25 protein-coding genes and 4 pseudogenes are annotated in these 26,150 nt (G+C 55.7%); 15 read left to right on the forward strand and 14 right to left on the reverse strand.

Annotated features, from left to right (window positions below; all coding sequences use genetic code 11):
• Positions 1-58 precede the first annotated feature (58 nt).
• Complete coding sequence (locus HB779_RS10840; RefSeq protein WP_188345698.1) at positions 59-541, forward strand: MarR family winged helix-turn-helix transcriptional regulator; 483 nt, start codon at positions 59-61, stop codon at positions 539-541.
• Between the two features lie 13 nt (positions 542-554).
• On the opposite strand, the gene HB779_RS10845 is transcribed toward HB779_RS10840, so the two are convergent.
• Positions 555-2,048: a DUF2778 domain-containing protein gene (locus HB779_RS10845; protein ID WP_244642526.1), complete on the reverse strand. Its 1,494-nt coding sequence runs from the start codon at positions 2,046-2,048 to the stop codon at positions 555-557.
• Between the two features lie 340 nt (positions 2,049-2,388).
• Here HB779_RS10845 and HB779_RS10850 point away from each other — a divergent pair, with 340 nt between their 5' ends.
• Together HB779_RS10850 and mctP are read left to right on the forward strand one after the other, a co-directional pair.
• Positions 2,389-2,586, forward strand: a complete 198-nt coding sequence (locus HB779_RS10850) for a DUF3311 domain-containing protein (protein ID WP_188345699.1) — start codon at positions 2,389-2,391, stop codon at positions 2,584-2,586.
• Positions 2,576-4,049: pseudogene (mctP, locus tag HB779_RS10855) on the forward strand (monocarboxylate uptake permease MctP). Before HB779_RS10850 ends, mctP begins: the two are co-directional and overlap by 11 nt.
• 212 nt (positions 4,050-4,261) lie before the next feature.
• Here the strand turns inward: mctP and HB779_RS10860 are convergent.
• The 3 genes from HB779_RS10860 to HB779_RS10870 form a co-directional block, all read right to left on the reverse strand.
• Positions 4,262-4,534, reverse strand: coding sequence for a hypothetical protein (locus HB779_RS10860; RefSeq protein ID WP_188345700.1), 273 nt, complete (start codon positions 4,532-4,534; stop codon positions 4,262-4,264).
• A gap of 46 nt (positions 4,535-4,580) precedes the next feature.
• Entirely contained in the window at positions 4,581-4,943 is a 363-nt protein-coding gene (locus tag HB779_RS10865; RefSeq protein ID WP_188345701.1) for a DUF2267 domain-containing protein, read from the reverse strand.
• Positions 4,944-5,074: 131 nt separating this feature from the next.
• Positions 5,075-6,010 carry a DMT family transporter gene (locus HB779_RS10870; protein ID WP_188345702.1) on the reverse strand — a complete coding sequence of 312 codons (936 nt, stop codon included), beginning with the start codon at positions 6,008-6,010 and terminating at the stop codon, positions 5,075-5,077.
• A 177-nt stretch (positions 6,011-6,187) separates the two neighbouring features.
• Between HB779_RS10870 and HB779_RS10875 the strand changes: the two genes are divergently transcribed.
• The 5 genes from HB779_RS10875 (at position 6,188) to HB779_RS10895 (ending at position 11,595) form a co-directional block, all read left to right on the forward strand.
• The gene (locus tag HB779_RS10875; protein WP_188345703.1) at positions 6,188-7,723 is read left to right on the forward strand and encodes a helicase HerA-like C-terminal domain-containing protein; all 1,536 of its coding nucleotides are present in this window, start codon (positions 6,188-6,190) and stop codon (positions 7,721-7,723) included.
• A gap of 21 nt (positions 7,724-7,744) precedes the next feature.
• Positions 7,745-8,638 carry a dienelactone hydrolase family protein gene (locus HB779_RS10880; protein WP_188345704.1) on the forward strand — a complete coding sequence of 298 codons (894 nt, stop codon included), beginning with the start codon at positions 7,745-7,747 and terminating at the stop codon, positions 8,636-8,638.
• Positions 8,639-8,854: 216 nt separating this feature from the next.
• Positions 8,855-9,562 (forward strand): L,D-transpeptidase, encoded by a 708-nt coding sequence (locus HB779_RS10885; RefSeq protein ID WP_188345879.1) that lies wholly within the window; start codon positions 8,855-8,857, stop codon positions 9,560-9,562.
• A 387-nt stretch (positions 9,563-9,949) separates the two neighbouring features.
• Positions 9,950-10,828: a branched-chain amino acid aminotransferase gene (locus HB779_RS10890; protein WP_188345705.1), complete on the forward strand. Its 879-nt coding sequence runs from the start codon at positions 9,950-9,952 to the stop codon at positions 10,826-10,828.
• A 167-nt stretch (positions 10,829-10,995) separates the two neighbouring features.
• Entirely contained in the window at positions 10,996-11,595 is a 600-nt protein-coding gene (locus tag HB779_RS10895) for a superoxide dismutase (protein WP_188345706.1), read from the forward strand.
• A 29-nt stretch (positions 11,596-11,624) separates the two neighbouring features.
• Here the strand turns inward: HB779_RS10895 and irrA are convergent, their stop codons facing one another.
• Positions 11,625-12,182, reverse strand: a complete 558-nt coding sequence (irrA, locus tag HB779_RS10900) for an iron response transcriptional regulator IrrA (RefSeq protein WP_188345707.1) — start codon at positions 12,180-12,182, stop codon at positions 11,625-11,627.
• 283 nt (positions 12,183-12,465) lie between these two features.
• Positions 12,466-13,086, reverse strand: a complete 621-nt coding sequence (locus HB779_RS10905) for a TetR/AcrR family transcriptional regulator (protein WP_188345708.1) — start codon at positions 13,084-13,086, stop codon at positions 12,466-12,468.
• A gap of 93 nt (positions 13,087-13,179) precedes the next feature.
• Between HB779_RS10905 and HB779_RS10910 the strand changes: the two genes are divergently transcribed.
• Positions 13,180-13,800, forward strand: coding sequence for an NAD(P)H-dependent oxidoreductase (locus tag HB779_RS10910; RefSeq protein ID WP_188345709.1), 621 nt, complete (start codon positions 13,180-13,182; stop codon positions 13,798-13,800).
• 59 nt (positions 13,801-13,859) lie between these two features.
• Here HB779_RS10910 and HB779_RS10915 read toward each other — a convergent pair whose 3' ends face one another.
• Positions 13,860-14,273: a DUF1801 domain-containing protein gene (locus tag HB779_RS10915; protein WP_371823904.1), complete on the reverse strand. Its 414-nt coding sequence runs from the start codon at positions 14,271-14,273 to the stop codon at positions 13,860-13,862.
• A gap of 86 nt (positions 14,274-14,359) precedes the next feature.
• Positions 14,360-14,803: a helix-turn-helix domain-containing protein gene (locus HB779_RS10920; RefSeq protein ID WP_188345711.1), complete on the reverse strand. Its 444-nt coding sequence runs from the start codon at positions 14,801-14,803 to the stop codon at positions 14,360-14,362.
• 159 nt (positions 14,804-14,962) lie between these two features.
• Between HB779_RS10920 and HB779_RS10925 the strand changes: the two are divergent.
• Positions 14,963-16,223, forward strand: a pseudogene (locus HB779_RS10925) (MFS transporter).
• Here HB779_RS10925 and HB779_RS10930 read toward each other — a convergent pair.
• The 4 genes and pseudogenes from HB779_RS10930 to HB779_RS10945 all read right to left on the reverse strand — a co-directional run bounded on the left by HB779_RS10930 (position 16,220) and on the right by HB779_RS10945 (position 18,753).
• Positions 16,220-16,654, reverse strand: a complete 435-nt coding sequence (locus HB779_RS10930) for an EVE domain-containing protein (protein ID WP_188345712.1) — start codon at positions 16,652-16,654, stop codon at positions 16,220-16,222. The pseudogene HB779_RS10925 and the gene HB779_RS10930 sit on opposite strands and share 4 nt — an antisense overlap.
• Entirely contained in the window at positions 16,651-17,037 is a 387-nt protein-coding gene (locus tag HB779_RS10935; RefSeq protein WP_188345713.1) for a VOC family protein, read from the reverse strand. Before HB779_RS10935 ends, HB779_RS10930 begins: the two co-directional genes overlap by 4 nt.
• Positions 17,038-17,112: 75 nt before the next feature.
• Positions 17,113-17,806 (reverse strand): annotated as a pseudogene (locus HB779_RS10940) (helix-turn-helix transcriptional regulator).
• Positions 17,807-17,868: 62 nt separating this feature from the next.
• Positions 17,869-18,753 (reverse strand): carbon-nitrogen hydrolase family protein, encoded by an 885-nt coding sequence (locus HB779_RS10945; protein WP_188345714.1) that lies wholly within the window; start codon positions 18,751-18,753, stop codon positions 17,869-17,871.
• Between the two features lie 269 nt (positions 18,754-19,022).
• Between HB779_RS10945 and HB779_RS10950 the strand changes: the two genes are divergently transcribed.
• From HB779_RS10950 to HB779_RS10965, 4 genes and pseudogenes are all read left to right on the forward strand, one after another.
• Positions 19,023-19,364 (forward strand): hypothetical protein, encoded by a 342-nt coding sequence (locus HB779_RS10950; protein WP_188345715.1) that lies wholly within the window; start codon positions 19,023-19,025, stop codon positions 19,362-19,364.
• Between the two features lie 176 nt (positions 19,365-19,540).
• Positions 19,541-19,993 (forward strand): cytochrome c, encoded by a 453-nt coding sequence (locus HB779_RS10955; RefSeq protein WP_188345716.1) that lies wholly within the window; start codon positions 19,541-19,543, stop codon positions 19,991-19,993.
• 18 nt (positions 19,994-20,011) lie between these two features.
• Complete coding sequence (locus HB779_RS10960) at positions 20,012-20,935, forward strand: cytochrome c (protein ID WP_371823920.1); 924 nt, start codon at positions 20,012-20,014, stop codon at positions 20,933-20,935.
• Positions 20,936-21,142: 207 nt separating this feature from the next.
• Positions 21,143-22,110, forward strand: a pseudogene (locus tag HB779_RS10965) (aliphatic sulfonate ABC transporter substrate-binding protein).
• Between the two features lie 54 nt (positions 22,111-22,164).
• Here HB779_RS10965 and HB779_RS10970 read toward each other — a convergent pair.
• Positions 22,165-22,503 carry a metallophosphoesterase gene (locus HB779_RS10970; protein ID WP_188345717.1) on the reverse strand — a complete coding sequence of 113 codons (339 nt, stop codon included), beginning with the start codon at positions 22,501-22,503 and terminating at the stop codon, positions 22,165-22,167.
• Positions 22,504-22,786: 283 nt separating this feature from the next.
• Here HB779_RS10970 and HB779_RS10975 point away from each other — a divergent pair, with 283 nt between their 5' ends.
• Positions 22,787-23,119 carry a hypothetical protein gene (locus HB779_RS10975; protein ID WP_188345718.1) on the forward strand — a complete coding sequence of 111 codons (333 nt, stop codon included), beginning with the start codon at positions 22,787-22,789 and terminating at the stop codon, positions 23,117-23,119.
• A gap of 133 nt (positions 23,120-23,252) precedes the next feature.
• On the opposite strand, the gene HB779_RS10980 is transcribed toward HB779_RS10975, so the two are convergent.
• Positions 23,253-25,358, reverse strand: coding sequence for a S9 family peptidase (locus HB779_RS10980; RefSeq protein WP_188345719.1), 2,106 nt, complete (start codon positions 25,356-25,358; stop codon positions 23,253-23,255).
• Between the last annotated feature and the right edge of the window lie 792 nt (positions 25,359-26,150).

The following is a 26,150-nucleotide window of genomic DNA, read 5'->3' on the forward strand; positions in this document are numbered from 1 at the left end:
TGTAAGTAAATGAAATGTATCTTAATGTCAAGATACATTGTGTCGAGAGAAATTTGCGATGGATCGTGCAGAGGTTGCCGTACAACAATGGGCCCGCGAGCGCCCGGATTTACCCTCCCTGCCGATGGCTGTGCTTGGCCGCCTGTCGGATGCCGCCGAACGTATCATGCGTGATCATCTCAATCCATTGTTCGCGGATGCAGGACTGCAACCGGGCGAGTTCGATGTGCTGGCGACGCTGCGGCGTTCAGGCGAACCTTATATGCTGTCGCCAACAAAACTTTATGAAGCTGTGATGATATCATCCGGCGGCATGACCAATCGCCTCGACCGGCTTGAGCGTGCCGGTTTGATTGAGCGGCGCCCCGACCCGAGTGACCGGCGCGGCAAGCTCATCGCACTGACGGACGAGGGGAGGCGTCTCACTGATGAAACGCTGACGCGTCACGTGGCGAACGAAGAAAAGCTGCTGGCAGTGCTCACAACCGCCGAGCAGCAGATGCTCGACGGTTTGCTCAAAAAGCTGATTACCGGCCTATAAGCCCGTCAACGTCTCAGCGCGATGCAAAATTCCAGAACGAGGTGGACGGCATATGTTCCACCACAACGAGGCGTGTGACTTCGCCGCGCTGATAGGCTTTCAGGAACCGGCGGTAATCCTTGAAAACCACACAGCCATTTGAATCGCCACGTGGTCCAAGCATATAGGTGTGGGCTAGCAGGCCATTGCGGCCAAAGGCGTTGCGGCCGTCAATCGGCGTCAGACGGATCGCGGCGACGCCGTGGAACAAAGCCTCGCGCATGGTCAGATCATAGGTATGCGGCGGTGTAGGGCCCCGATTGGACACCTTGGTATAGCGGGGATTGTCCAGCATGTGGCCCATCCCCGAATGCGCTTCAAGCTTTTCACCGTTGGGCAGATATACGGTGCCCGCCGAAATATCGTAGATCGCGACGCGGGTCTTGGCATTGGGCAACGGTGCGGAGCTTCTGTTGCCCGGCATGCTTTCGACGGCGGGGTTATTCGGACGTACGGAGGCAAGCCGCACCTGCGGGCGCTGGCTCTCCGGTGCGGACGGTGCTGGCGGGAAACTCTCCGCAGCCAGTTTCGGCCGTCGCAGGGGCAGGGGAATTTCGATTGCATCCGGCGCATCGTCCGCATCATCCGGCTCGACACTGGCGTTCTTTCTGTCGGGCGCATTTTCCGGGCCCGGCACCGTTTCCACGGTTTCGAGATCCGGTGCGAGCGGCCCGATCATTGGATTGCTCTCGGTGGCGGAAGGCGCATAACTGGCAAGGATCGGGATGACAGGTTCGTGCCGCCGCACGTCCACCAGATCAGGCTGGGCGCTGAACGGGTTGCTCGACGCGGAATTCATCGCAGCATCCGCCGCGGCAACCTCAAGGCTTTTGCGCACGGGCGCATCTTCAGGCAAGGGAATAGCGCCAGCCGGTTTGCTATCGGGAGCGGCGACTCCATCCGTGGTAGCGGCGAGTGCCGATGCGCGATTGGCCAAAGCCGACTGGATTGACTGCCGCGACTCCGCATCCATGGGCGCTGATGGTGTGTTGAGAAGCGCCGTGACTGCAGATTCCGACAGCGGTGAACGTTCTATCAGCACAAGGGCGGAAGCCGGTTCAGCAAACGCATCATCGTGTGACACAACAACACGACCCGATGTGTTGGCGGAGGCCATTAAATCAGGATCTTTGGGCACCAGTCTGGCCCGGCCTGCAATGCGGGCCTTCAGATCGGGATTGGACAGTGCCAACGAAGCGGTGTTCGATCTGCGAACCACAGGATCGCGCGGATTGACAAGCGCGATGTTCTCAAACGCATGGGTGCCTTGTCGCACCACGCCCGGACCCGATGCAAGGGACACGACCATTTTCTGCGTCGTGCTGATGGTGGTCAGCATCCACACGGTTGCAGCAATGCCGACGCCAATCGCCAAGGCGCTGACAAGCGTGCCGCGCGGCTTGGCCAGACGAAAATCAAATCCACCAAAGGGACGGGACTGACTGAATGTATCGGTCGCGAACGCCATCGTACTCTTTTTCCAAACGCTTACTCAAACCTGCGACTTACCCTCATGGGGATCGTCACGGTCAATACTCAACCATCAAGCACGGAACTCGCGTGTCTGGCGTCAATTGCCGGCTGGTTTGAAGCATGAAGAATCTTGGTTACTAATTTCTTTATGGATCGTGCTCTTTCCGATCACAAATTGCCACAGACCGGAAAAGAACGTTGTTGATAATATGCCGCTGAACCTATCCTCACCTGCTGCCGGGATCAATCCCGGCTTGCGCAAATGAGAATGCAGCATACTAATGAAACTCTTTGGTTTCATCTTGCCTCCAAGCAAATTTCATGAGGACATATCCATGGAAAAAGGTTCAAGAAAGGCCATATTGTGGCTGCTTGCGATTCCTTACATCGGACTGCTCTGGGTTCCTTTCTACAATTTCCGCGAACCTGAACTGTTCGGCTTTCCCTTCTTTTACTGGTATCAGCTGGCTTTCGTGCCATTGACTGCCTTGATTACGTGGATTGTTTACCGGAGCACGCGCTATGACGACTAATATTGATCCGGTCGCACTGTCAGTCTTCATTTTCTTCTTCGCTCTCGTCACAGTTCTTGGTTTTGTCGCCTCGCGCTGGCGTGCGCCAAAAAATATGGAACATATTGATGAGTGGGGTCTTGGCGGCCGCAATTTCGGCACGTGGATCACCTGGTTTCTTGTCGGCGGAGATTTTTACACGGCCTACACGGTGATCGCGGTTCCGGCGCTGGTCTATGCGGTCGGTGCCTACGGTTTCTTCGCATTGCCCTATACGATCATTGTCTATCCCTTTGTCTTCATGGTGATGCCGCTTCTGTGGAAGCGCGCCAAGGACAATGGCTACGTGACGGCTGGTGACGTGGTGTTCGGACAATATGGTTCGCGCGGGCTGGAGCTTGCGGTGGCGCTAACTGGCGTGATTGCCACCATGCCCTATATCGCGCTGCAGCTGGTGGGTATGGCTGCCGTTCTGCAGGCACTGGGATTGACTGGCGAGCTGCCACTGGCCGTCGCTTTCATCATCCTTGCGCTCTATACCTATTCGGCGGGTTTGCGCGCGCCAGCGCTGATCGCGTTCGTGAAAGACATCATGATCTACATCGCGGTGATCGCTGCGGTGGCATTGATCCCGTCAAAGCTTGGTGGCTATGCCAATGTCTTCGCTTCGGCCGATGCGGCGTTCAAGGCGAAAGGTTCCGGTGATCTGCTGCTGGGTGGCAACCAGTATGTGGCCTATGCCACGCTGGCGCTGGGTTCAGCATTGGCTGCTTTCATGTATCCGCATACGCTAACCGGTATTTTTGCTTCCAATAGCGGCAACACCATCCGCAAGAATGCGGTGATGCTGCCCGCCTATACGTTGCTGCTCGGGCTTTTGGCGCTGCTCGGTTATATGGGCCATGCGGCGCATCTCAATGTCTCCAGCCCCAATCAGGTGGTGCCTGCGCTGTTCCAGACATTGTTCCCGAGCTGGTTTGCCGGGTTTGCGTTTGCCGCCATTGCTATTGGCGCGCTGGTGCCTGCGGCCGTGATGAGCATTGGCGCGTCCAACCTTTTCACCCGCAATTTCTGGAAGGCCTATGTCAATCCAGCGGTGACGGATGCGGGGGGAGGCCAAGGTCGCCAAGGTCACATCGCTGATCATCAAAATCGGCGCTCTGTTGGTCATAGCATTCCTGCCGACGCAGTTCGCGCTCGACCTGCAATTGCTTGGCGGTATCTGGATTTTGCAGACGCTTCCGGCACTGGTGTTCGGACTCTATTCGCAGTGGTTCCGCGCGCCGGGCCTGCTTGCCGGTTGGCTGGTCGGTTTCTTTGGCGGGACCTATCTCGTGTGGAGCAATGGTCTTAAACCGTTGCAGGCAATCAGCCTCGGCGGGGCACCGTTCACGGTCTATATCGGGCTGCTGGCACTGGCTGCGAATATTATCGTGGCGACGCTGGTGAATGTTGTGACTGTACCGGCAAGAAAGGCAGCTTGAAAGCTCTGAAATATTACCCTCGAGCCCGGCTTGAGGGTAATGTTATCTATCCTGCATTTCGATTGTGCGTGGTTCGACAAGCTCACCATGAGGGAGAGAAGTTGGCTGCAAAGCTACTCACCAAGGGTGCAAAATATGACTCCCTGCAATCCTCACTCACCCTCATGGTGAGCTTGTCGAACCACGCACCATGGGCTTGCGACACTATTGTCTTAACTGCGCTTCCCCTTTGCCACCGGCTTCAAATTACAAATTTCCGTGCGCTCGCGGATTTTTTGTCCCTGATACACCGAACCCCGCTTGAATATCCGGCAGCCATACCAGGGCGGGCGTTCGTGGGTTGTCTCGATTTCCATGCGCTTGTAGGTGCGGTGGGAAAAGTCATGGCCAAAAATGCGGACGTTCTTGCCCAGACGCACTTCCGCCAGCGCCGGACCAGCGATCAGCAAACTTATACTGAGGGCACAAACAAAAACGCGCGCCAAAGGGCGCGCGCTTGTTGTCAGGTTTTGGCCTGAATAAGCCATGGGCTTAGACGAACTGGCTGAGGCCTGGAATGGAGTTGACGACTTCGTCAACCGCTTCGCTACCAGCCTTTTCACGAGCAAATGCAATCGTTTCCTTGGAAATGCCAGAGATTTCGCTCATGCCGAGACCAGCGCCCATCAGCTTGGAACCGAGGCCCATGACGCCGGGCATCAGGCCGGACAAAAAACCGCCGCCGGACTTGGCTTCGGCAATGGCTGCTTCCGCGCCCGGAATGCTGGCGATCAGCTCGGATGCCTTGGCAGGACCTTCCTTTTCCAGGAATGCCAGAATCAGGCCAACGGCCTTTTTTGCCGTCTCTGGATCAGTGCCAACATTGGCGGTAATGCGTGCGATAAGTTCATCCATAGACCTAAACTCCCGTGTGGCTTGAATTACGTTTACGTAATATGCGGTCATTCTTTCCATTGCAAGCCACTGCGTCAATCTGGTTAGCGTTTCTGATCGAAACGGAACAGGACAGATGCAACTCTTGCATCTCAGGATGACGTTGGTAAGTCAGGGATGGCAGCGCCTTTTGCCGGGACAGGCTGGCGGCCAAATCGGGCGGCAAGGGGAGGATAGGTCATGCCGAACACCATGATGGCAATGGCGGCCATTTGCACCGTGGCCGGTATTTCGGCAAGAACGACAACGCCAAGAAGCGCGGTGGCTATCGGTACCCACGGCATGAACAATGATGCTGTCTGCGAGCCCAATTCACGCACGATATAGGTATAGAGAAACATCGCCGCCGCGCCGGACAACAGGCCCTGCGTGATGATTTGCGCCCCGATTTCCCAAAGCGGCGCGGTGGTCAATCCACTCGGCGCAAGGCCATAGACAAGCGGAAGCGGTATGCAGGAGAGCAGCACGACCGAGGCCGTCGCCACGATCGGATCAACCTCCCACCGGCGTACCAGAGTGCCATAAGTGGCGAACATCAGACCCGAAAAGGCAAACAGCATGTCGCCGAACAGAACCTGTGAGGTCGTTTCGGCAGCCGGGGAGACGAAGAGAAACAGCCCGGCGAGGACCGCCGCAAGGCCAATGACGCGGGCCCGTGACACCACATCGCCAAAAACCAGACGCGCAAGCAGGAAGGAAAACAGCATGATTGCAGCAGGAGCGATCGCCGCGGCATGAGCGGCCGGAGCGTGGCGCATGCCCCAATTGATGATCCATGGATAGGGCAGGCCGACGAGCAAGGCAAGAATCAGCATTTTCCGTAAGCCCAGTGCCTTTATGGTTTTCAGCCCCTGTCTCGCCATGATGGCTGCAAAAACAATACCGGCTGCACCGAAGCGCAAAATCGTCAGATCGCTGGGGGTAAGGTGATCGCGCAAACTAAAACGCGCCGTCACAAACTGCAATGCATAGATGGCGACCATGACGATTCCGGCGATGAACGCGCGTTTGCCGTTTGGACTATGCATATCCGGATTTCCTGTTTCGACTCGGATGATGCGCTTTGCGGCTGGCGCTTCTCCCGGCGATGTCAGCCTGAACTTTCTGCCCGGGTTTTACAAGAACGTTATGCCAAAGCATTGTCGCTTCGGCATCGGGCCTTTATATCGGGTAGAAGCAACACCGCGCGATGAGGATCAATCGATATGGCAGCTGACGACAGAATCTTCCTTGGTGCGAGCCGCAAGCCGGATGACAGCTATCAGCAGGCAGAGGCCCTGTTGCTGAAATATGGCAACCGGCACGGGCTGATTACCGGTGCGACAGGTACAGGCAAGACTGTGACGCTGCAGGTGCTGGCGGAAGGTTTTTCGCGCGCTGGCGTCCCGGTGTTCTGCGCCGATATCAAGGGCGACCTTTCCGGCATTGGCGCCAAGGGTGAAGCCAAGGACTTTCTTGTCAAGCGCGCTGCCGATGTGAAGCTTGATCCCTACGAACTCGATGCATCGCCCGTCATTTTCTGGGATATTTTTGGCGAGCAGGGCCATCCGATCCGCGCCACCATTTCGGAGATGGGGCCCCTCTTGCTGTCGCGCCTGATGAATCTGACCGACGCGCAGGAAGGCATCATGAACATTGCCTTCAAGATCGCCGATGAAGAAGGCCTGCTTTTGCTTGACATGAAAGACCTGCAGTCATTGCTGGTCAATATTGCCGAGCGTGCCGAGGAAATCTCTGCCCGCTATGGCAATGTGACGAAGCCATCCGTAGGAGCAATCCAGCGTTCGTTGCTGGTGCTCGAACAGCAGGGCGGCACAAAGTTTTTCGGTGAACCCGCATTGAAAATCGCAGATATCATGCGCACCAGCACCAATGGGCGTGGTGTGGTGAGCGTGCTGGCAGCCGACAAGCTGATGATGAACCCGCGGCTTTATTCCACTTTCCTGCTTTGGCTGCTCTCGGAGCTTTTCGAGGAATTGCCGGAAATTGGTGATCCGGAAAAGCCGCGCCTCGTGTTCTTTTTCGACGAAGCGCATCTGTTGTTCAACGAAGCGCCCAAGGCGCTGCTTGACCGGGTGGAGCAGGTGGTGCGGTTGATCCGTTCCAAGGGCGTCGGCGTCTTCTTCATTTCGCAGAACCCGCTGGATGTGCCGGAAACCGTGCTGGCCCAGCTCGGCAACCGTCTGCAGCATGCGTTGCGTGCCTATACACCGCGCGAGCAGAACGCGGTAAAGACCGCCGCCGATACATTCCGTCCAAATCCGGATTTCAACACGTTTGCCGCGATCACCAACCTTGCCACCGGTGAGGCGCTGGTTTCGACTCTGGCCGACAAGGGCGTGCCTTCGGTGGTGCAACGCACATTGATCCGCCCGCCTGCCGGACGCATCGGGCCGCTGACCCCGGACGAACGGCAAAAACTGATCAATTCCAGCCCGGTTGCCGGTCAATATGACGCGATGGTTGATCGCGAATCCGCTTACGAAATTTTGCAGAAGAAGGCAGCGCAGGTTCAAGCCGAAGTCGATACTGCCAAGGAGCAGGAAGCCGACAGTACCAGCGGCTGGCATCTGCCGGACATTCTTGGTGGCGGGAGCAGCAAGCCGGGTCCACGTGGAGGCCAGCCCCGAGCACGCCAGACTGTGGCGGAAGCCGCGATGAAGTCTGTGGTGCGCTCGGTTGGCAGCTCGCTCGGCCGCGCGCTGGTGCGGGGGATTTTGGGAAGTCTGAGCCGGCGATAGGCGCGTCAAGCGAGCATCAGAATGATCAAAGCAATATCATTTCTGCCCCGCATGAGAACATTGCTGCGGGTGCTCGTTGCCAGTCTGCTGGCTTTCGTAGTAGCCGGAGCAGCCCAAGCCAAAGACAGTGAGCAGGTGATCGGCGGCGTCCACGTGCATGTCTGGGAGCCGGATCAGCGTCAGACGCCCAAACAGCCGGTTATCTTTTTCTCGCATGGCTTCCACGGCTGTTCGACACAGTCCAAGTTTTTGATGCGGGCCTTTGCCGATGCGGGCTATATCGTCTTTGCACCAAACCATCATGATGCGACCTGCAACAATGGCGATCAGAAGATTTGGGACAAGCCGCAGGTTTCGTTGCGCAAGCCTTACAAATGGACCGAGGCGACCCACCGCAACCGGGCCGATGATTTCAAAAAGCTGATTGCTGCGTTGAAACGCGACCGGCAATGGAACAGCAAGATCAATTGGTCCCAGATGGGGCTGGCCGGTCATTCCCTTGGTGGTTATACGGTGCTCGGGATGAGCGGTGCCTGGCCAAGCTGGCAGGTGGACGGCGTGAAGGCGACATTGGCATTGTCGCCATTTATCAAACCATATTTTCCGGAGCACCTGCTCGGCAGGCTGACGGCGCCGGTCATGTATCAGGGCGGCACGCGCGATATTTTCGTAACGCCTCCCGTGCGCCGCGCGGGTGGCGGCTATGATCGCTCACCCGCGCCGAAATATTATGTCGAGTTTTTTGGCGCAGGTCATTTGACATGGACTGATCTTGGTCTGTTTACACGCAAGCGCATTACCGAAACTGCCGTGGCATTCATGGATCGCTATGTCAGAGGCAAGCCCGTCGATGCGAATCTCCAGGCGATAGGCGGGATGTCCGGTGTCACCGATTTTCGCTATCAATTGCATTAAAAGCCGCGCGGCACGTTTTCACGAATTGTTTATCGGCGGTTGAACGGATGCCACGCTCTGTCGGCAGCATTTCTGTTGCGGCACAGCAACAGTCGGGGTGTCGCCTTTTTTACGCCCTATTGCCAACGGTTGGCCGCCACATTTTATGTGCGTTTAGAGCATGTAAACCCGATCAGTCTACCTTCGTCCTGTCTCCCACCGTTAAATGGTTGAATGATGCAAAACACAATTTCCCGCCGCGGCTTCCTAACTGCGTTGACCGCAACGGCGGCCGCCGGTCTTGCCGGATGTGCTGCGATCCCGGATATGCCGGTAATCAGAGTCGATGATGACGGCAGACTGCTTTCACCGCAAACCGATGTGGATTCGGCGCTCGGATCCTATGCGGGTATGTATGCGGCCCGCGAAGATGATGGCTTCCAGTTGCCTGCTATCCCGATAGGCAAGATGGACAAGCGCTATCTGCGTCAGGTTGTGCAGGATCCCACAGGTGAACAGCCGGGCACCATTGTTGTCGATACCCAGAACAAGTTCCTTTATCTGGTGCGCGAAGGCGGACAGGCTATTCGCTACGGCGTCGGTATCGGCCGCGAAGGTTTTGCCTGGTCAGGCCGTGCGGTTATCCAGTGGAAGCGCCATTGGCCAACCTGGACTCCACCGGACGAAATGGTGGCCCGCCAGCCGGAACTGGTTCAGTACAGCGCCCGCAATGGCGGCATGCAGCCTGGCCTGAAAAACCCGCTCGGCGCTCGCGCATTGTATATTTTCCAGAACGGTCAGGACACGCTCTATCGCCTGCACGGTTCACCCGAATGGTGGTCTATCGGAAAGGCTGTCTCATCCGGCTGCGTTCGTCTGATCAATCAGGACATTATCGATCTTTATGATCGTGTACCGAACAAGACACCAATTCTGGTAATGTAGTCTTCGTTCAATTATTCATCCTATGAAAAAGCCGGGGGCTCGCGCCACCGGCTTTTTGTTTGTCCGCACGCGGAAAGGACAGGCCTCGCGAACGAGGCCTGCCAATCATCCGTATCGGGGGTGGGAAAGATAATACGGAAGCTCCAAATGTCGGGGAACCACTTTATCCGCCGTGGATATTTCTATGTCTGTACACGGGCGGACAATGAAAGTGTGCCGCATTCTGTGATGACGTACAATTAAGCGAAAGTATGAGGTCGGCCGTTTTGGCGATGATTTGTGTTGCTGTGCTGTAGAGAAAGAAGGTCTCTTTGCTGGAGCCATTGACCTTGCGATCGAATGGCATTTCGATAGGCGGCAGAAAAGACACAGACGGAATCACATATCATGGCAGTCAGCACCGCAGCGCAAACAACGACCTGGACCTATGTCGATGGCGATTGGCACGAGGGCAATGTACCCCTGATCGGCCCGCGCAGCCACGCCATGTGGCTTGCTTCATCGGTTTTCGACGGCGGGCGCTGGTTTGAAGGCGTGTCGCCCGATCTGGATCGCCATTGCGCCCGTGTCAACGTTTCCGCCACCGCGCTGGGTCTCGCACCGACCATGAGCGCCGACGAAATCGTCGGGCTGGCGCGTGACGGGTTGAAGAAGTTCGACGGCAAGACCGCCGTCTATATCCGCCCGATGTATTGGGCCGAACATGGCGGCTATATGGGCGTGCCGGCCGATCCGGATTCAACCCGCTTCTGCCTCTGCCTCTATGAATCGCCGATGCAGGAACCCACGGGCTTTTCCCTGACCGTTTCGCCATTCCGGCGCCCGAGCTTTGAAACCATGCCGACCAATGCCAAGGCTGGCTGCCTTTACCCCAATAATGGCCGCGCCATTCTGGAAGCCCGCTCGCGCGGTTTCGACAATGCGCTGGTTCTCGACATGCTTGGCAATGTCGCCGAGACCGGCAGTTCGAATATTTTCATGGTGAAGGACGGGCATATTTTTACGCCTGCGCCGAACGGAACGTTCCTTTCGGGTATTACCCGCGCCCGCACCATCGATGTGCTTGCGGATTATGGTTTCCGCACGACGCAGGCGACTCTCACGGTGCAGGATTTCCTTACAGCGGATGAGATTTTCTCGACGGGGAACCATTCGAAGGTCGTGCCCGTTACCCGTATTGAAGATCGTGATCTTCAGCCGGGTCCAATCGCCAAGAAGGCGAGGGAGCTTTATTGGGAGTTCGCCCACTCAACGGCGAAAATTTAACGCTGAAAGTGGATCAATCCGAAATATTGATCCGTTTCGCATTGCCCCCGGAGAAATACGGACCTATGTAACAAACGCAGGTTTTGTCAGGATTGGCTACCACCCCGCAACGGGGATACATCCCGGTGCCAATCCCGTTTATAGATTGAATCGAAGAGGAGTTTTCCATGGCTTTCGAACTGCCCGCACTGCCGTATGATTATGCCGCACTCGCACCGTTCATGTCGCGCGAGACGCTGGAATATCACCACGACAAGCATCACAAGGCTTACGTTGATAACGGCAACAAACTGGCTGCCGAAGCTGGTCTCGAGAATCTTTCGCTCGAAGAGATCGTCAAGCAGTCCTATGGCAAGAATGCCGGCCTCTTCAACAATGCAGGCCAGCATTATAACCATCTGCATTTCTGGCATTGGCTGAAAAAGAACGGCGGCGGCAAGAAGCTGCCCGGCGCTTTGGAAAAGGCTGTTGACTCGGATCTTGGCGGTTATGACAAGTTCCGCACCGATTTCATCGCTGCCGGTACAACGCAGTTCGGCTCCGGCTGGGCCTGGTTGTCCGTCAAGAACGGCAAGCTGGAAATTTCCAAGACACCAAATGGCGAAAACCCGCTGGTTCATGGCGCAACGCCGATCCTCGGCGTCGACGTATGGGAGCATTCCTATTACATCGATTACCGCAACGCCCGTCCAAAATATCTGGAAGCGTTCGTTGATAGCCTGATCAACTGGGACTACGTCCTCGAGCTTTACGAAAAAGCCAAGTAATCGCTTTTCCGATTGATACAAAGGCCCCGTCACAAGCGGGGCCTTTTTTCATTGAAGGGGGAGCATCTGCCACAAGCCTCACATTCGGCTGATAAAACACCGAGGCAAGTTGGTTCCGGCGCATCCGCAACCGGTTGCAACTGGATCAGCACATTAATCTTGCTGATCTTGTATCCCGCAGGCGGTGCTGGCAGTTTTGCAAATTCCAGTTCACTGGCAGGAATATCAATCAGCAGGTCCAGCGCCTCCACATAGAAGTGATGATGGTCGCTGACATTGATATCAAAGCAACTCTGATCGCCATCCAGATTGACCTTGCCAAGCAGACCGGCTTCGGCAAACTGATTGAGTGTGTTGTAGACCGTCGCCAGAGATATGCGATGTCCTGCCCTGGTGGCGTCGCGGTGCAGTTTTTCGGCGGTGACGTGTCCTTCCCCGTGGTGAAACAGGATTTGGCCAAGAGCCAGCCGCTGTTTTGTCGGCCGCAGACCTGCCGCCTTGATCTTTGCGCGTATGGCGGATGAGGTGAAACGGCCATCGCGTTCCGCAAGCAGGCGCTGTCGAACTTGATCCGGAATAAAAAGCATCTGACCACCCGCTTCGGTGTTTTTGAACCACTGGATGAGCAAAGCACGAGCGCAGGATGTCGGCTCGGAGAACTGCTTTGCATCACATTTCAAGAATACGGAGATTACAGGCACCGTCAAGTGTTATTGCAAATGATTTGCATTTGCAAATTTGCTTTGATCTGGGTGGCGTGAGAGGGGGAATAAGAGAGGAATGAGTTGAACTGTTCAAAGTTGGGTGATGGCGTGGTGAAGCGGCAATATGTGAGGCTTATTCTCAATCGCTAGCATTCGCTCACACGGCTTATCGTGCACTTCGTTCAACCATGGCGACGATGGTTTCAAAAAGTTCATTCTGCGCCTGCTCGGCGGTGATGTCGCCTGATGCGGCGGCATAGGACAGGGCTTCGGCGGCACCCAGCATCGCCCACAGGCCCGGCAGCCCGATGGTTCCTTTTCCGGCGAACGGGGCGAGGGCGGCTCGGCACTTTTCAATGAATATTACTTCATAATCGCGTTTCATCCGTTCCAGTTCGGGCGAGCCGGCCAAGGCGGCAATAATGCCGGATATCTCACGGCCTTGCGCCAGCACACAGTCGACATAGGATGACGCGATGATTGTGGCTTTGCTCGCCAAGGTGGGTTCGCTTGTCTCGCGCGCGGCGTCCATAATGGCTGTTTGTCGCGCATCGAATTCACGATAGAGGGCCGCCAGTAAACCGGATCGTGTGCCGAAATGGTCGTAGACAACCGGCTTTGTAATGTCCGACCGCTCGGCGAGCCGCCCAAGCGACAGGGCTTCCGTTCCTTCCTCCCGGATCAATTGCCAGGCAGCATCCATAAGCTGGCGATGCCGCGCCTCGCGCGTTAACCGGCGTCTTGGCTGTAAAATCAGGGCTTGATTTGTCGGTTCGATGCTTGACATCTTTATATACCAAAAGTAAGTTACTAAATATAACTTACCGAAAGTATATAGGTAAGCACCTTCATCTGCAACCAGTCAGCAGGAGTTTTAATCATGCACGCACTCATCGTTTTCGCGCATCCCGATCTGGAGTCGCTTACCCACAGTGTCGCTGCGCAAGTTGGCGCAGGCGTAACCCTGTCCAGTCCTGATCACTCATTCGAAATTGCGGATCTGATGGCTGAAGGTTTCGATCCCAGATTTACCATGGCGGATATCGCCGCGCATCGACGCGAGCTGCCGCAAGCTGCAGATGTCGCTGCCGAGCAGGCGAGAATCGATCGTGCTGACGCGCTAGTGCTGGTCTACCCCGTTTATTGGTGGTCAATGCCGGGGTTGCTCAAGGGATGGATCGACCGCGTTTTTTCAAATGGCTGGGCCTATGACGACGTCCCCAATATGAAGCTGACGAAGAAACAGCAGCATCTGCGGGTTCATCTGGTTGCCATTGGCGGCGCCAGTGAGCGAACCTATGCACGGCACGGCTATTTCGGTGCGATGAAGACCCAGATCGATCGCGGAATTTTCGATTATTGCGGGGCGCAGGTCATAACGTCTGAGCTGCTTTTTGAAACAGAAACACAGGCGCCGGTTTCTTGTCTCGAAAAGGCCCGCGAGATTGGGCGTACTCTTTTTGATGAATCCCGCCACTGCGCGGCGGCTGATGCCGCATAACCCTCCAGAGTCAGAAGAGCAGAGCGGCCGTTGTGGCCGCTTTGGCTGTCAGTCTCAGCTTAAAGCTTCACACCCGGTAGCTTGGTGGCCTGCTTCAACCAATCGGCGATCTGAGTTTCATCCAGCACATCGTCTTCATAGATACTGAAGTAGCGTGTGCCTTCCACTTTGGATGCCACGGGCGGGACAGGTGTCAGAGACCTCCCTCGCATGAAGGTCAGCTGGACATACTTTTTGTAACAGTACATCGCAAAGAACCAGCCATCCTCCTTGCCATAGAGGGGGGTATTCCATTTAACCGCCTTTTGAACATCGGGGAAAACACGATCCACAATGTCGTCTATGCGGCGTCCAATCTGCCTTTTCCAGCCTGGCATAGCAGCGATATAGGCTTGGACAGGCGCGTTGCCTTCACCCTTTGCGATTTGCGGATTACCGCTCGACAATAGTTTGGGTTCGTCTGCATCGCTCATCGTCATAAGCTCGCATATTTAGGTTATGCCGGAATGGGACGTGTGTTCCGTCCGCATCCCGGCCATTTATATTATGACAAATGAATCTAATGCCCGACGACGACCGTGTCTTCAGGCTTCAGCAGGCGTCCGTCGTCGGAGCGCAGCTCCAAGCGCCGCACGGGTTTGCCGGTTTGCCTGTCGACCAGTCGAGCCCGCGGTTCGTAGGCGTCGGAAAAGTAATCCTCGCCCCATTGGCGCAAGGCGACAAGCAAGGGAAACAGACCCCGCCCTTTGTCCGTCAGCACATATTCATTATAGGCGCTGCCGTCCGCACAGGGCTCGAGCGTAAAGATGCCATGGGCAACCAGGTTGCGCAGGCGTGTCGCCAGAATATTCTTGGCCAGACCAAGGTTTTTCTGAAATTCCCCAAACCGCCGCGACCCCTCGAATGCATCGCGGATTATCAGCAGTGACCACCAGTCGCCGATTGCATCCAGTGGGCGTGCCACCGGGCATGGGTCGTCCTTGTGGCTTGTTCGCTTGACCATAGTGTCCCCCTTTAGTCGTCGCAAAGCCGTGCTCAATTCTAAACACCTGCGAAGGGTGGTTGCAATATAAAACCTAGTTCGCTATGAGGCAATAGGTTTTAATTTGCAACCGCATTCACAGGGGTCATGATGAAGCTTGAACGGGAGGATAATCTGCTCATGGGCGGGGGACAAGCGGTCTCTTCACGAAGAATTGCTGAAAAAGATGCAAATGACAGTGCTGCAGCCCCACATTTCTCGCGTCCGCTGGCATTATTGTTCGCAGTTGCCTGTGGCCTCGCTGTGGCCAATGTCTATTTCGCCCCGCCGTTGCTGGATGCCATTGCCGATACGTTTGATATGAGCCATGCCACAATCGGCATTATTGTCTCGATTTCGCAGGTAGGTTATGGGCTTGGACTGCTGCTGATCGTGCCGCTGGGTGATCTGATCGACCGGCGCAAACTGATTGCAGGGCAGTCGATCTCTCTCGGCTTTGGCACTGCTGGCGGTGTGTTTTGCCCCAACATCCCTGGCGTTGCTGGCTGCCATGGCATCCATCGGACTTCTGGCGGTGGTAACACAGGTGCTCGTTGCTTATGCGGCCAGTCTGGCAAAACCGCATGAACGGGGCCAGGTCGTGGGTATCGTCACAAGCGGTATTGTTATCGGCATCCTGCTCGCCAGGACGATTGCCGGCACTATGGCTGATCTTGCCGGATGGCGCTCGGTTTATGCGGTTTCTGCCGTGTTGACATTGATTATCGCAGCACTGCTGTTTCATTTTCTGCCACGCAATGAAGCAAAGCGGCAAAGGATCGCCTATCCAAAACTGATCAAGTCGGTCTTCACGCTGTTCATCGAAGAGCCGGTGCTGCGTATCCGCGCTGTCATTGCGATGTTCATCTTCGCCGATATCACCATGCTTTTGACACCGCTGGTCTTGCCGCTGAGTGTTCCGCCGTTCTCGTTATCACATACGCAGATCGGCTTGTTTGGCCTTGCTGGTGCCGCCGGTGCATTGGCAGCGTCGCGGTCAGGCAATTGGGTCGACCGGGGCTTCGCCCAGCGCACAACCGGTATTGCGCTGACCATTATGCTTCTGTCTTGGATACCCGTCGCTTATATGCAATCGTCGCTATGGTTCCTGATCATTGGTGTTGTGACCATCGATTTTGCCTTGCAGGCGGTGCACGTCTCCAATCAAAGCATGATTTATCGCGTCCGGCCGGAAGCGCAGAGCCGTTTGACGGCGGGCTATATGATTTTCTATTCCATCGGCAGCGCCATAGGGTCGCTAAGTTCGACGCTGATCTATGCCGCTGCGGGCTGGGCGGGTGTCAGTCTGGCGGGGGCGGGGATCAGCGCTCTTGCCCTGCTATTCTGGGCGCTGACCCGGCACCTGACGCCTTCCGGGCCAGTCGTACGTCCGGTTGGCTAAGCGATCTCCGGCACGCGGATTTTCATGGCTGCCGCGATGATGTTGAAATCCTCGGCGCTGATCGCCAGAACACCAAAGCGGAACTGGTAACCCCAGTTCTGTCTGGCCCTGGTGAAGCTGAGGGCTTCCAGCAATGGCCGGATTTCAGCTTCTGTCGCATCGAGCCAATCGATGTTGCGACGCCAGGGCACGAACCCGCCACCCATATCGTAACGATAGGCATCATCTTCCTCCACGACACCAATGGCAGTGAAGGATTGCAACTTGTCCTTGCCGCCAAACACTTCGGTTGGTGAGTAGTAAATGACCTTGTCACCGGGTTTGATACGTTTGAGCGGCCCTTCCTTGCTGTGGCACACCTGCATGAAACCTTCCCGCAGTCCGCGGCGAACATGCTCCGCCGACGCGACGGCGATCCAGTGCGCGCTCATTGTGCTGCCCCTGCTTCGACTGATGGAGCAAACATGCGCAGACGATGACCATCGGGATCGAGCGCAACAAAGGTATACCCAAAATCCATGACAACGGGTGTTTGGACAATCGTCAGGCCCAGCGCTGTCCAATCAGTATAGGCGGCATCGACGTCCGTATCGGCATCGGCACGAAATACGAGCTCGCTGGAGGAGCCGGTGCCGGTGACGGCAGGTTCAACCTTGTCGCGCGCCCACAGGCCGAGCATCAGGCCGGAATCGAGAATGAACATCGAAAAGTTAGGGGATTCTTCGATCGGTTGGCGTTTGAGCAGATCCGCATAAAAAGCGCGGCTGCGTGTTGCATCTGTAACGTAGAGAATCAATAGATTGGGGTTGGCCATGACGTGTCTCCTTGGATTGTGGCTGGAACAACGTTACGGCGACATGCTGTCAGTTTCTGGCAGTAGTGATTTCATTCAGCGTGGTGGTTTGATGCCCTCTGCGTCGCGCCATTCCTTCAGCATCACTTGGCGGCGGCGCGGATAACGCACGTCTGTTAGCGCAAGACGCGAGATGCGGTCAGTGCGAAAATGCCGGAAGTCCTGCCGCAATTCGCACCAGGCAACAATAACGCGGACCTGCTCAAAAAATCCCAGCGCAAAGGGCCAGACAAGGCGGCTCGATCTCTGAATTACTTTTATCTCGATAGCTTATATCGAGCTTGCGCTCGGTGCGAATTGCCTTGCGCACGGCTGCAAGATCAATATTGGCGTCGATTGACGGCTGGCTGGGGCCGACCAGCAATGCTGATGCATCGACGCTGTCACGCAGATCGTCCGGCAGCACGGCAGCAATCTTGTTCAGTGCATCGCGGGCGGCGGTGGAAAGCCGGTTGTCCGGCTGTTTTGCCACCCAGCGCGAGCCGAGCACCAGCGCCTCGATCTCATCTTCGGTGAACATCAGCGGCGGCAGCATGAAGCCGGGGCGCAAGATATAGCCAAGTCCGGGTTCGCCTTCGATATGCGCGCCCTGCGCCTGCAAAGTTGCGATGTCCCGGTAGAGTGTGCGGATGCTGATGCCGGTCTCTTCCGCCAGCACCTTGCCGCTGACCGGACGGCGGTAGCGTCGCATGGTCTGGATAAGGTCAAGCAGGCGTTCGGATCGGGACAAAGCTCAGATACTCGGCTTGTGAGAAGTTTGCCGGATCATGCCAGATTTTGGCAGTATCCGCATCAACCCTTTTGCAGTTCGAGATAAGGCGCATAGAGGCTGCCGTCGCTCGCCGAACGCCGGAATTCCAAGACGCGATCGCAGAATGCATCAAGCTCAGGATCGTTGGTCAGTGCATTCAGGACGAAACCGGTTTCGTCAGGGATGGCGCTGCTGCCGCGATGGCCGGTGCGCTCGATCCAGAAACTGGGAAAATTCTGGCGTGGGCGGCAGGAGTTCGAGGAACTGATCGCATATTGATGCAACCAGCCATAACTTTGAATGAGTGGCTGGATTGCATGGGCTTCGATGCGATCGCGCGAGACGTTATCGCTATAGCAGGAGTGAAAAATCAACTCGACCTTACCAGCATGCTCCTGCCAAAGCTCGGGGAAAGCCCAATCCAGACAGATCAGAAAACCGCAGCGCACACCCTTGATAACAAGCGTTAAAGGCTGATCGCCGGGGGCAAAGGCGCGCAGATCGTTGATCGAGCAGCGGCGTTTGTCATAACGGCCCGCGATGGCGCCTTTATCATCAAAAATAAACAGCGAATTGGTAGGCCGCGCATGGGAATGGTCCCAATGGACGGAGCCGGTGACAATCCATATTCCGTGGTTTCGCGCAGCCTCGGCAAGGCTGTCCATGGCGGCATTGAGCGTTGCCCATTCGAAATCATCCCATGTCGGCCATGAGGCAGCGCCATAGCCGGACAGCGCGCATTCAGGAAAATGCGCCACGTCAGCACCGGCAGATGCGGCACGGGCGGTCAGATCCAGCATATGGGCGAGATTGGCCGCGATATCGTGTGAAACCGGGAACTGACAGGTGGCGACGGTCAATCGGACAGGTTTGCCGCGCGTCGAAGGCGGCACATCCCAAACGTAGTCGGCGCGCTTCTTTTTCACGAGATCACCCTTCGACTCACCAGCATGGCGGAGTTTACCTGATGTGATGCAATCCAAGAACTGGAGAAGGCACAAAGAAAGGCCACACGACGGTTGCTTTCACACATTCACGCGGCCTGTTTTTATATGTGATCACGCTTTCCCTATATGCCTTCGGTCCGCCATATTAATTATTCATCTCTGGTTCATGGGATTAGACTTAAGTCTATCTCTAGGGACTTTAATGATGGAAATGCCTGCCACTCAGAGCGCATTTCACTGGAGGCACTATGAAAAAGTTGATTTCAGCCTTTTTTGCCGTCGTGATGTCGATCGGCGCAATCGGCGTGAGCGCACCGGTATCCGCTGCGCCGATGACTGTCGAGAAGCCAATCACCACAACCGGGCCAGCTGCTGCAAATACAAATGTGCAGACGGTTCAGTACTACTACCGTGACCGTTATGATCGTCGCTATGACCGCAGATGGGATCGCCGTTGGGACCGTCGCTATGACCGCAGGTGGGATCGCCGTTGGGATCGTCGTCACGATCGCCGCTGGGACCGCCGGTGGGATCGCCGTTACGACCACCGCTGGGATCGCCGCCATGATCGCAGATGGCGCCGTATCTGATCACATTGTTCTGAAAACCCCGGTCATGTACCGGGGTTTTTCTTTTTGACCGGGATGCGCAGCATACGAAAATGTGATCAAGCGCCGCAGGTGCAATCGCGAATCTTTAATCTAAGGTGATCCCGGAAACCCTTGAAGCCACATGCTTTTGAAGCCACAAGAGTTGGAGATACTCCATGAAGAGACTGATTGCTTTTGCTGCTGCGCCCTTGCTGGCCATTGCGGTGTTTTCGGCTGCGGCCAATGCAGACCCCATCGCTGACCGGCAGGCGTTGATGAAGGACCAGGGCAAAGCCGTTGGCAGCCTTGCCCCCATCGCCAAGGGTGAAAAGCCATTTGATGCGGCTGCGGTGCTGGCAGCACTGAACAAGCTGAATGAAGATGCACAAAAGATTGATCCTGCAGCGATGTTCCCAGCGGGCACAGAGACCGGCGGCGACACCACCGCTTCACCGAAAATATGGGAAGACAATGCCGGTTTTGTTGCAGCGGTGAACAAGTACAAGGCCGATACTGCCGCAGCTCTTGCCTCCAAGCCGCAGGATCTCGACAGTTTCAAGGTGGCTTTCGGTCAGGTGACGCAGAATTGCGGTGCTTGCCATCAGGCATTCCGCATCAAGAAAAACTAGTTGAACGCCGGGGGATCGTTGCTGCGCAAGCTGCTGCTTCTCATTGTTCTGGGCATGATTGCGGGAGGAGCCGGGTTCTGGTTTCTCTCGGTGCCGGTGCGGATTGATCCGGCAAAGCTCGCGGCGGCACGCCCTGGCGATCTGAAGCGCGGTGAAAGCGTCTTCTGGGCAGGTGGGTGTGCTTCCTGCCATGCCGCGCCCGGCGCAACCGGTGACGCCCGGCTGGTGCTTGCCGGGGGGCATGAGCTGGTCACGCCCTTCGGCACATTCGTGACCCCCAATATTTCCCCTTCCGATCAAGGCATCGGCAAGTGGGCATTCGAGGATTTCGCCAATGCCATGCAGGCGGGTGTGTCACCGGATGGAAGACACTTTTATCCGGCCTTTCCCTACACGTCCTATGCGCGCATGCAGGTGCAGGATATTGCCGATCTCTACGCCTATCTGAAAACCCTGCCGCCGTCAGACAACGTGGCCGGGCCGCATAAACTTGGTTTTCCCTTTAATATCCGCCGCGGTATCGGATTGTGGAAACGGCTTTACCTTTCGCCCGAGCCGGTGCTGGCCATCGCCGATGCCAGCGATGCGATCAAGCGCGGCCAATATCTGGTTGAAGGACCCGGCCATTGCGGCGAATGTCATACCCCACGCAATGCTATAGGCGGCCTCGACAAGACGCGATGGCTGGCAGGCGCGAAAGCGCCGGAAGGCAAAGGTGTCGTGCCAAATATTACCGGGGGTGAGGGCGGGATCGACAACTGGTCCGCAAAAGACATTTCCTATGCACTTGAGAGCGGCTTTACCCCGGATTTTGACTCGCTTGGCGGTTCGATGACCGATGTGGTGCAGAACATGGCGCATCTGGACCCAGCCGACCGCGAGGCAATTGCAGCCTATCTCAAGGCTATTCCCGCGCATCCGAACGGTTTTCCAAAACCCTGATGATAGGATGTGGCGGGTTGTGTGCTGCAATATTTTGGAAAGCCCTGAACCAAATCATTTCATTGGTGTCGTGGTCGCGGGGAATGATTTTCCCGAACGAGGTCATTGTTCAATATTTATGACGTCGATCCAAAACATCGTTTACCCCATCCTGTGATCAAAGGCCTCCGCATATTGCGGTGCCGCGAGCTGAAAAGGATGCCAGCCATGTTTACCCGCAGACAAACCCTGTCTCTCATCGGTGCCGTAACCCTGACTGCGGCGGTGCCACTCACCGCAAAAGCGGCCACAACACCGCTCAAAACTTTGCGCATCGGCTGGCAAAAGGGCGGGGTTCTCGCCCTTGCCAAGAGTACGGGCGCGTTGGAAAGCGGCTTGAGCCGCGCGGTATCACTGTGACATGGGCGGAATTCTCTTCCGGTCCGCCGCTGCTGGAGGCGCTAGGCGCGGGTGCTGTAGATTTTGGCCCGACGGGTGACGTGCCGCCGCTATTTGCACAGGCGGCTGGCGGCAATCTTGTCTATGCCGGAACCTATAAAGGCTCGCCCGAAGGGTCAGCTATTCTGGTGCGCAAGGATTCGCCGATCCAGACGCTCGCTGATCTCAAGGGCAAGCGCGTGGCCTTCAAGCGCGGATCGAGCGCACATAATTTCACCGTCAAGGCGCTGCGCAAAGCGGGACTTGGCGTGACGGACATTCAGCCTTCCGACCTTTCGCCCTCCGATGCCGCCGCTGCTTTCTCCTCCGGCCAAGTGGATGCCTGGTCGATTTGGGACCCTTATCTTGCCGTGGCGGAAAAGCGCCCTGAAACCCGCATTCTTGCCACTGGCGACGGCATTGTTGATAGCTGGTCATATTTCCTCAGCAACGGCGATTTCACCGCAGCCCATGGCGACGTCGTTGCCGAGGTACTCGACGAACTGGCGAAAGTCGGCCGCGCGGCGCAGGACAATCTCGACGATACCGTAGCTGCGCTCTCCAAAATCACCGGCGTTCCGCAGGATATCCAGCGGATCACATTGACGCGCAAAGGATTGCAGCTGGGTGATGTGGCTACCGTGTCACCCGAGGCCATTGCCTATCAACAGGCGCTGGCCGATGAGTTCTATGATCTGAAAATCATTCCGAAGAAGCTCAATATCAGCGATATTGTCTGGAATGGCAGACCTGCCTGAGGTTTGCTGTCCAGAAAAGGCCCGACAGATGTCAGCCTCTGGTGCTGCCGGAAATCAGCGTCTTTCGCAACCGATAAGGACTGAATTACCGTCGGTATATTTGCTGCGCATCGTATAAAGCCAGCCGCGGCATTCTTCCATCGAGCGGAAGCAGCGAAAGTCCGAAACGGGTACGTTGTCGCCGCCCATGGAGATTATCGGATTATCAGTGGTGCCGGAATACCGGCCAACGATAACACCGGAACCTCGCGGCGGTGTATTGCAGCGCGCGCCGGCATATTCACTGACATTCTTGCGGACGGCGGCCTGAACCTCGGCCGTGTCAAGCACGGAAAGCACCGGCTGAGCAGCAAAACCCAGACCGAGCATCAGGACAAGAGCGCTTCGTTTCATTGTAAGATACCTCCGCAGTCAATCACGTGTGATGGCGTTCCCCACCCAGCGCCATGTTCTTTATAGCCGAAACGCCGCGCCATGTAACTGAAACCGGCGGTGCCATTAAACACATCTGCGCGACCAAAGTCGAATTGACGAGGTTGGAGAAATATAGGAATATTAACCCATAGCATGGGGTATATCTAATCAGCGACAGCTTTATGGCAGATAAAAGCTCGTGAAGTTCCAATCAAGTTAATTGGTATTTGGTCGTTTGGCCGATGTTTCAAGGATTTAGAAAGTGATTTCCAAAATCGCAAAAAACATTGAACTGAGTGAAGCGGCCATCAAGTCTTTTGCACCGTTTTGTTCAAGCGCAAATACGGGTGAACTGCCCTATGTGTTCTGGTCGTTAGGTGGGCGGAAACTTGGTGCCAACGATGAAGTTCTGGAGACTTATCCGCCAGGCTATATGTTGGGCCTCATAGAGGAAAACGTTGTCAGCAGCAAAACAGAAAGGGTAGCCGTCAAAGACGGGATGTATCTGCTATTCAATCCGAAAAAACCACTTTCACCCTTAAAAACATACCTTATCGATTTGAAAGACCGTCTGATTGATGTTTCTGAAGTGTGATTTCGTAGCTCATTTTTCCTGTGAATTTTAGAGGTCAACAAAACGCACGCGTCTTATTGGTGTCGAAACACATCCAGCCCTCCGCGTGATAAAGCGGACGGCTGGATGAAAATATTCAGGTATGTGTTGCTGATCAAAGACTAGTCTTGTCCACCAGCTTCAGGGCGTAAGCATAGACATAGGCGACTTCTTCCAACCGCGAGAAACGGCCGGATGCGCCCGCATGACCTGCATCCATATTGATGCGGAACAGGATGGGATGATCGTCGGTCTTGAGTTCGCGCAGTTTCGCCACCCATTTCGCCGGTTCCCAGTAGGTGACGCGCGGATCGGTAAGACCTGCGACGGCGAGGATCGGCGGATAGGCTTGCGCACTGACATTGTCATAGGGCGAATAGGAAGCCATGTAGGCATAGTCGGTTGGCGATGTGATCGGGTTGCCCCATTCCGTCCATTCCGGCGGGGTAAGCGGCAACGTATCGTCGAGCATAGTGTTGATGACATCGACGAAGGGAACCTCGGCGATAATGCCGCTAAAGGCCTCCGGTGCCATATTGGCAATGGCTCCCATCAGCATGCCGCCGGCCGACCCGCCTTGCGCAATGGTGCGTGCAGGGCTGGTAAAGCTCTCCGCAGCCAGATGGTGGGCGGCGGCGATGAAATCGGTGAACGTATTCTTCTTGTGCAGGCGTTTGCCATCATCATACCAGCGATAGCCCTTGTCTTTGCCACCACGAATATGAGCGATAGCATAGACAAAGCCGCGATCAACCAGCGACAGGCAGGTCGTGCTGAAGCTGGCGGGTATGCTGCTGCCATAGGAGCCGTAGCCATAAAGCAGACAGGGTGCGGAACCGTCGATTTTGGTATCGCGGTGGTAAAGAATAGAAACAGGAACCGTCTCGCCATCGGCCGCCGGTGCCAGCAGCCGCCGCGTGACATAGTCGTCCGGGTTATGACCGGATGGCACTTCCTGTGTTTTCAAAAGGGTGCGTTCACGCGTGCGCATATTGTAGTCGAAGAGCTGCGACGGCGTCGTCATGGACGAATAGGAAAAGCGGATGATTTCCGTGTCATATTCAGCGCTGCCCTGCAGGCCGAGCGAGAAGGCCTCCTCGTCAAAGGCAATGGCATGTTCTTCGCCTGAATGGCGGTTGCGAATCATGATGCGCGGCAGGCTGTTTTCACGCTCCAGCCAGACAAGATAATCTTTATAGGCCCCATGGCCGAGCAGCAGGCGGCCAGCTGTGTGCGGGACAACTTCGGTCCAGTTTGCAGGTTCCGGCGTGCCAACCGGCGTGCTCATGATCTTGAAATCCTTGGCGCCGTCGGCATTGGTGAGGATGTAAAAGACCTCGCCGCCTTCTGTCAGGCTGTATTCGACGCCGGATTGGCGTGCTGCAACCAGCTTCGGTTGCGACGCGGAATCGCGGGCATCCAGCAGCCAGACTTCCGAAGTTTCGTGGTCATGGCAGTCGATGAAAATGAAATCATCCAGCGAACTGCCGCCCACACCCATGAAAAAGCCGGCGTCCTTTTCCTCATGGATGAGGCGATCTGTGCTCTCGGGCTGGCCGAGCTCGTGGTAGAACAAACGGGATGGACGGTGATTGGCATCGACCTTCGTATAATAGAATCCGTTGGACTGCGCATTCCAGACCCCGCCGCCCGACGTATCGCTGACTGTGTCAACCTCGTCGTTCAGTGTTGCGAGATCACGCACACGCAGCGTGTAGAATTCCGAACCCATATCGTCAAAACCCCAGATCATCTTGGTATGATCGGGAGAATGATCCGCTGAGCCCAGGCTGAAATAGGCCTTGCCATCGCCTTCCAGATCGCCGTCAAGCAGCATCGTCTCGGGGCCGCCATCACGGGGTGTTCGGAAGAAACGTGGATGCTCGCCGCCGGTTTTGTAGGACGTTCCGTAGGCATAGGGGCCATCCTTGGAAGGAACCGATGAATCATCTTCCTTGATACGGCCTTTCATTTCCTCGAAAAGTCTCGTCTGCAGTTCCTTGGTGTCAGCCATCAGTGCAGCCTGATAGGCATTCTCGGCATCCAGATGCGAGCGGATTGCGGGGGCGAGTACAGCAGGGTCCTTGAATACGTCCTGCCAGTTCTCGGCGCGCATCCAGGCATAATTATCCACACGGGTAATTCCGTGGCGTGTGTCGGATACTGGATGCTTTTCGGACTTCGGAGCGGGCAGGGCGGCGAAACGGGAGGTGCTGGTCATGAAAGCTTTCAGTATCTGTGCGTTGAATCTTTGAAGCCGATGCTGTCGCGGTAAGGGCTCGTGTGCCTAAGAGGGCGCGATGACAATACATATATAGTGATTACGTCAATCCTCACCAAAGACCAATGTTTGATGGTCCAAGCAACAGCGGCGATGGAAGCCTTGGCGCGCGTGCGGCGGTCGGGCTCGCCTCCGCCGCACTGAATATGCGGTTCACGATGGTGTGCTTGGCACGTTACAGCGTGCAACAGTATATCCGTGTTTAGTGATGAAGAATGCGGTGCATCTCTATACATCGGATATTTTGCTGCGTTGTTCCGATTGAAGCGAAAACACATAATTTACCGTGTTTTTCGAGATTTTTTAGCCTCTTCGATGTTGCTCAAATGCGCAAAAATTGTCTTCTTGGTAAAAACAACTGCATCAATATTGCCATGTGTTGCTCAAATGCAGGTTTTGACAATATATCCAGCAACATCTCTTATTATAGAATGCTTGTGAAATGAGGATTGCTTCCTCATTTTTGCCATTTTTGGTCTTAGTGGTGTTGCAATGGATGTTCACGTGTGAACATTTATGTTATCACATGTGTACTCGGATTTTAGCTTTCTTGCCTTAATTGGCTTTTATGGTCCGTGTACACTCTATATCGGCGAGAAATTTCGAATATTCCTTTTTTAAGTGAAGTATTGATTTGACAATTTGATCTATATCCTGAATAGACTGTCGTCATAAGTGTCAGGGTTTCTGATATTTGCAGATTTATACTGCGTGCTTTCCCGCGTAATACCC

The sequence above is a fragment of the Phyllobacterium sp. 628 genome (assembly GCF_014189505.1).
Taxonomy (GTDB): Bacteria; Pseudomonadota; Alphaproteobacteria; order Rhizobiales; family Rhizobiaceae; genus Phyllobacterium.

Excerpts from the sequence above, each read along its gene's own strand:
- HB779_RS10915 (WP_371823904.1), bottom strand. The coding sequence starts at position 14,273 with ATGAGCGATGCAGACGAACCCAAACTATTGTCGAGCGGTAATCCGCAA.
- HB779_RS10870 (WP_188345702.1), bottom strand. The coding sequence starts at position 6,010 with ATGCATAGTCCAAACGGCAAACGCGCGTTCATCGCCGGAATCGTCATG.
- HB779_RS10970 (WP_188345717.1), bottom strand. The coding sequence starts at position 22,503 with ATGAAACGAAGCGCTCTTGTCCTGATGCTCGGTCTGGGTTTTGCTGCT.
- HB779_RS10955 (WP_188345716.1), top strand. The coding sequence starts at position 19,541 with ATGAAGAGACTGATTGCTTTTGCTGCTGCGCCCTTGCTGGCCATTGCG.
- HB779_RS10935 (WP_188345713.1), bottom strand. The coding sequence starts at position 17,037 with ATGGCCAACCCCAATCTATTGATTCTCTACGTTACAGATGCAACACGC.
- HB779_RS10980 (WP_188345719.1), bottom strand. The coding sequence starts at position 25,358 with ATGACCAGCACCTCCCGTTTCGCCGCCCTGCCCGCTCCGAAGTCCGAA.
- HB779_RS10885 (WP_188345879.1), top strand. The coding sequence starts at position 8,855 with ATGCAAAACACAATTTCCCGCCGCGGCTTCCTAACTGCGTTGACCGCA.
- irrA (WP_188345707.1), bottom strand. The coding sequence starts at position 12,182 with ATGCTTTTTATTCCGGATCAAGTTCGACAGCGCCTGCTTGCGGAACGC.
- HB779_RS10910 (WP_188345709.1), top strand. The coding sequence starts at position 13,180 with ATGCACGCACTCATCGTTTTCGCGCATCCCGATCTGGAGTCGCTTACC.
- HB779_RS10845 (WP_244642526.1), bottom strand. The coding sequence starts at position 2,048 with ATGGCGTTCGCGACCGATACATTCAGTCAGTCCCGTCCCTTTGGTGGA.
- HB779_RS10850 (WP_188345699.1), top strand. The coding sequence starts at position 2,389 with ATGGAAAAAGGTTCAAGAAAGGCCATATTGTGGCTGCTTGCGATTCCT.
- HB779_RS10865 (WP_188345701.1), bottom strand. The coding sequence starts at position 4,943 with ATGGATGAACTTATCGCACGCATTACCGCCAATGTTGGCACTGATCCA.
- HB779_RS10930 (WP_188345712.1), bottom strand. The coding sequence starts at position 16,654 with ATGAGCGCGCACTGGATCGCCGTCGCGTCGGCGGAGCATGTTCGCCGC.
- HB779_RS10905 (WP_188345708.1), bottom strand. The coding sequence starts at position 13,086 with ATGTCAAGCATCGAACCGACAAATCAAGCCCTGATTTTACAGCCAAGA.
- HB779_RS10920 (WP_188345711.1), bottom strand. The coding sequence starts at position 14,803 with ATGGTCAAGCGAACAAGCCACAAGGACGACCCATGCCCGGTGGCACGC.
- HB779_RS10875 (WP_188345703.1), top strand. The coding sequence starts at position 6,188 with ATGGCAGCTGACGACAGAATCTTCCTTGGTGCGAGCCGCAAGCCGGAT.
- HB779_RS10950 (WP_188345715.1), top strand. The coding sequence starts at position 19,023 with ATGAAAAAGTTGATTTCAGCCTTTTTTGCCGTCGTGATGTCGATCGGC.
- HB779_RS10895 (WP_188345706.1), top strand. The coding sequence starts at position 10,996 with ATGGCTTTCGAACTGCCCGCACTGCCGTATGATTATGCCGCACTCGCA.
- HB779_RS10840 (WP_188345698.1), top strand. The coding sequence starts at position 59 with ATGGATCGTGCAGAGGTTGCCGTACAACAATGGGCCCGCGAGCGCCCG.
- HB779_RS10880 (WP_188345704.1), top strand. The coding sequence starts at position 7,745 with ATGATCAAAGCAATATCATTTCTGCCCCGCATGAGAACATTGCTGCGG.
- HB779_RS10890 (WP_188345705.1), top strand. The coding sequence starts at position 9,950 with ATGGCAGTCAGCACCGCAGCGCAAACAACGACCTGGACCTATGTCGAT.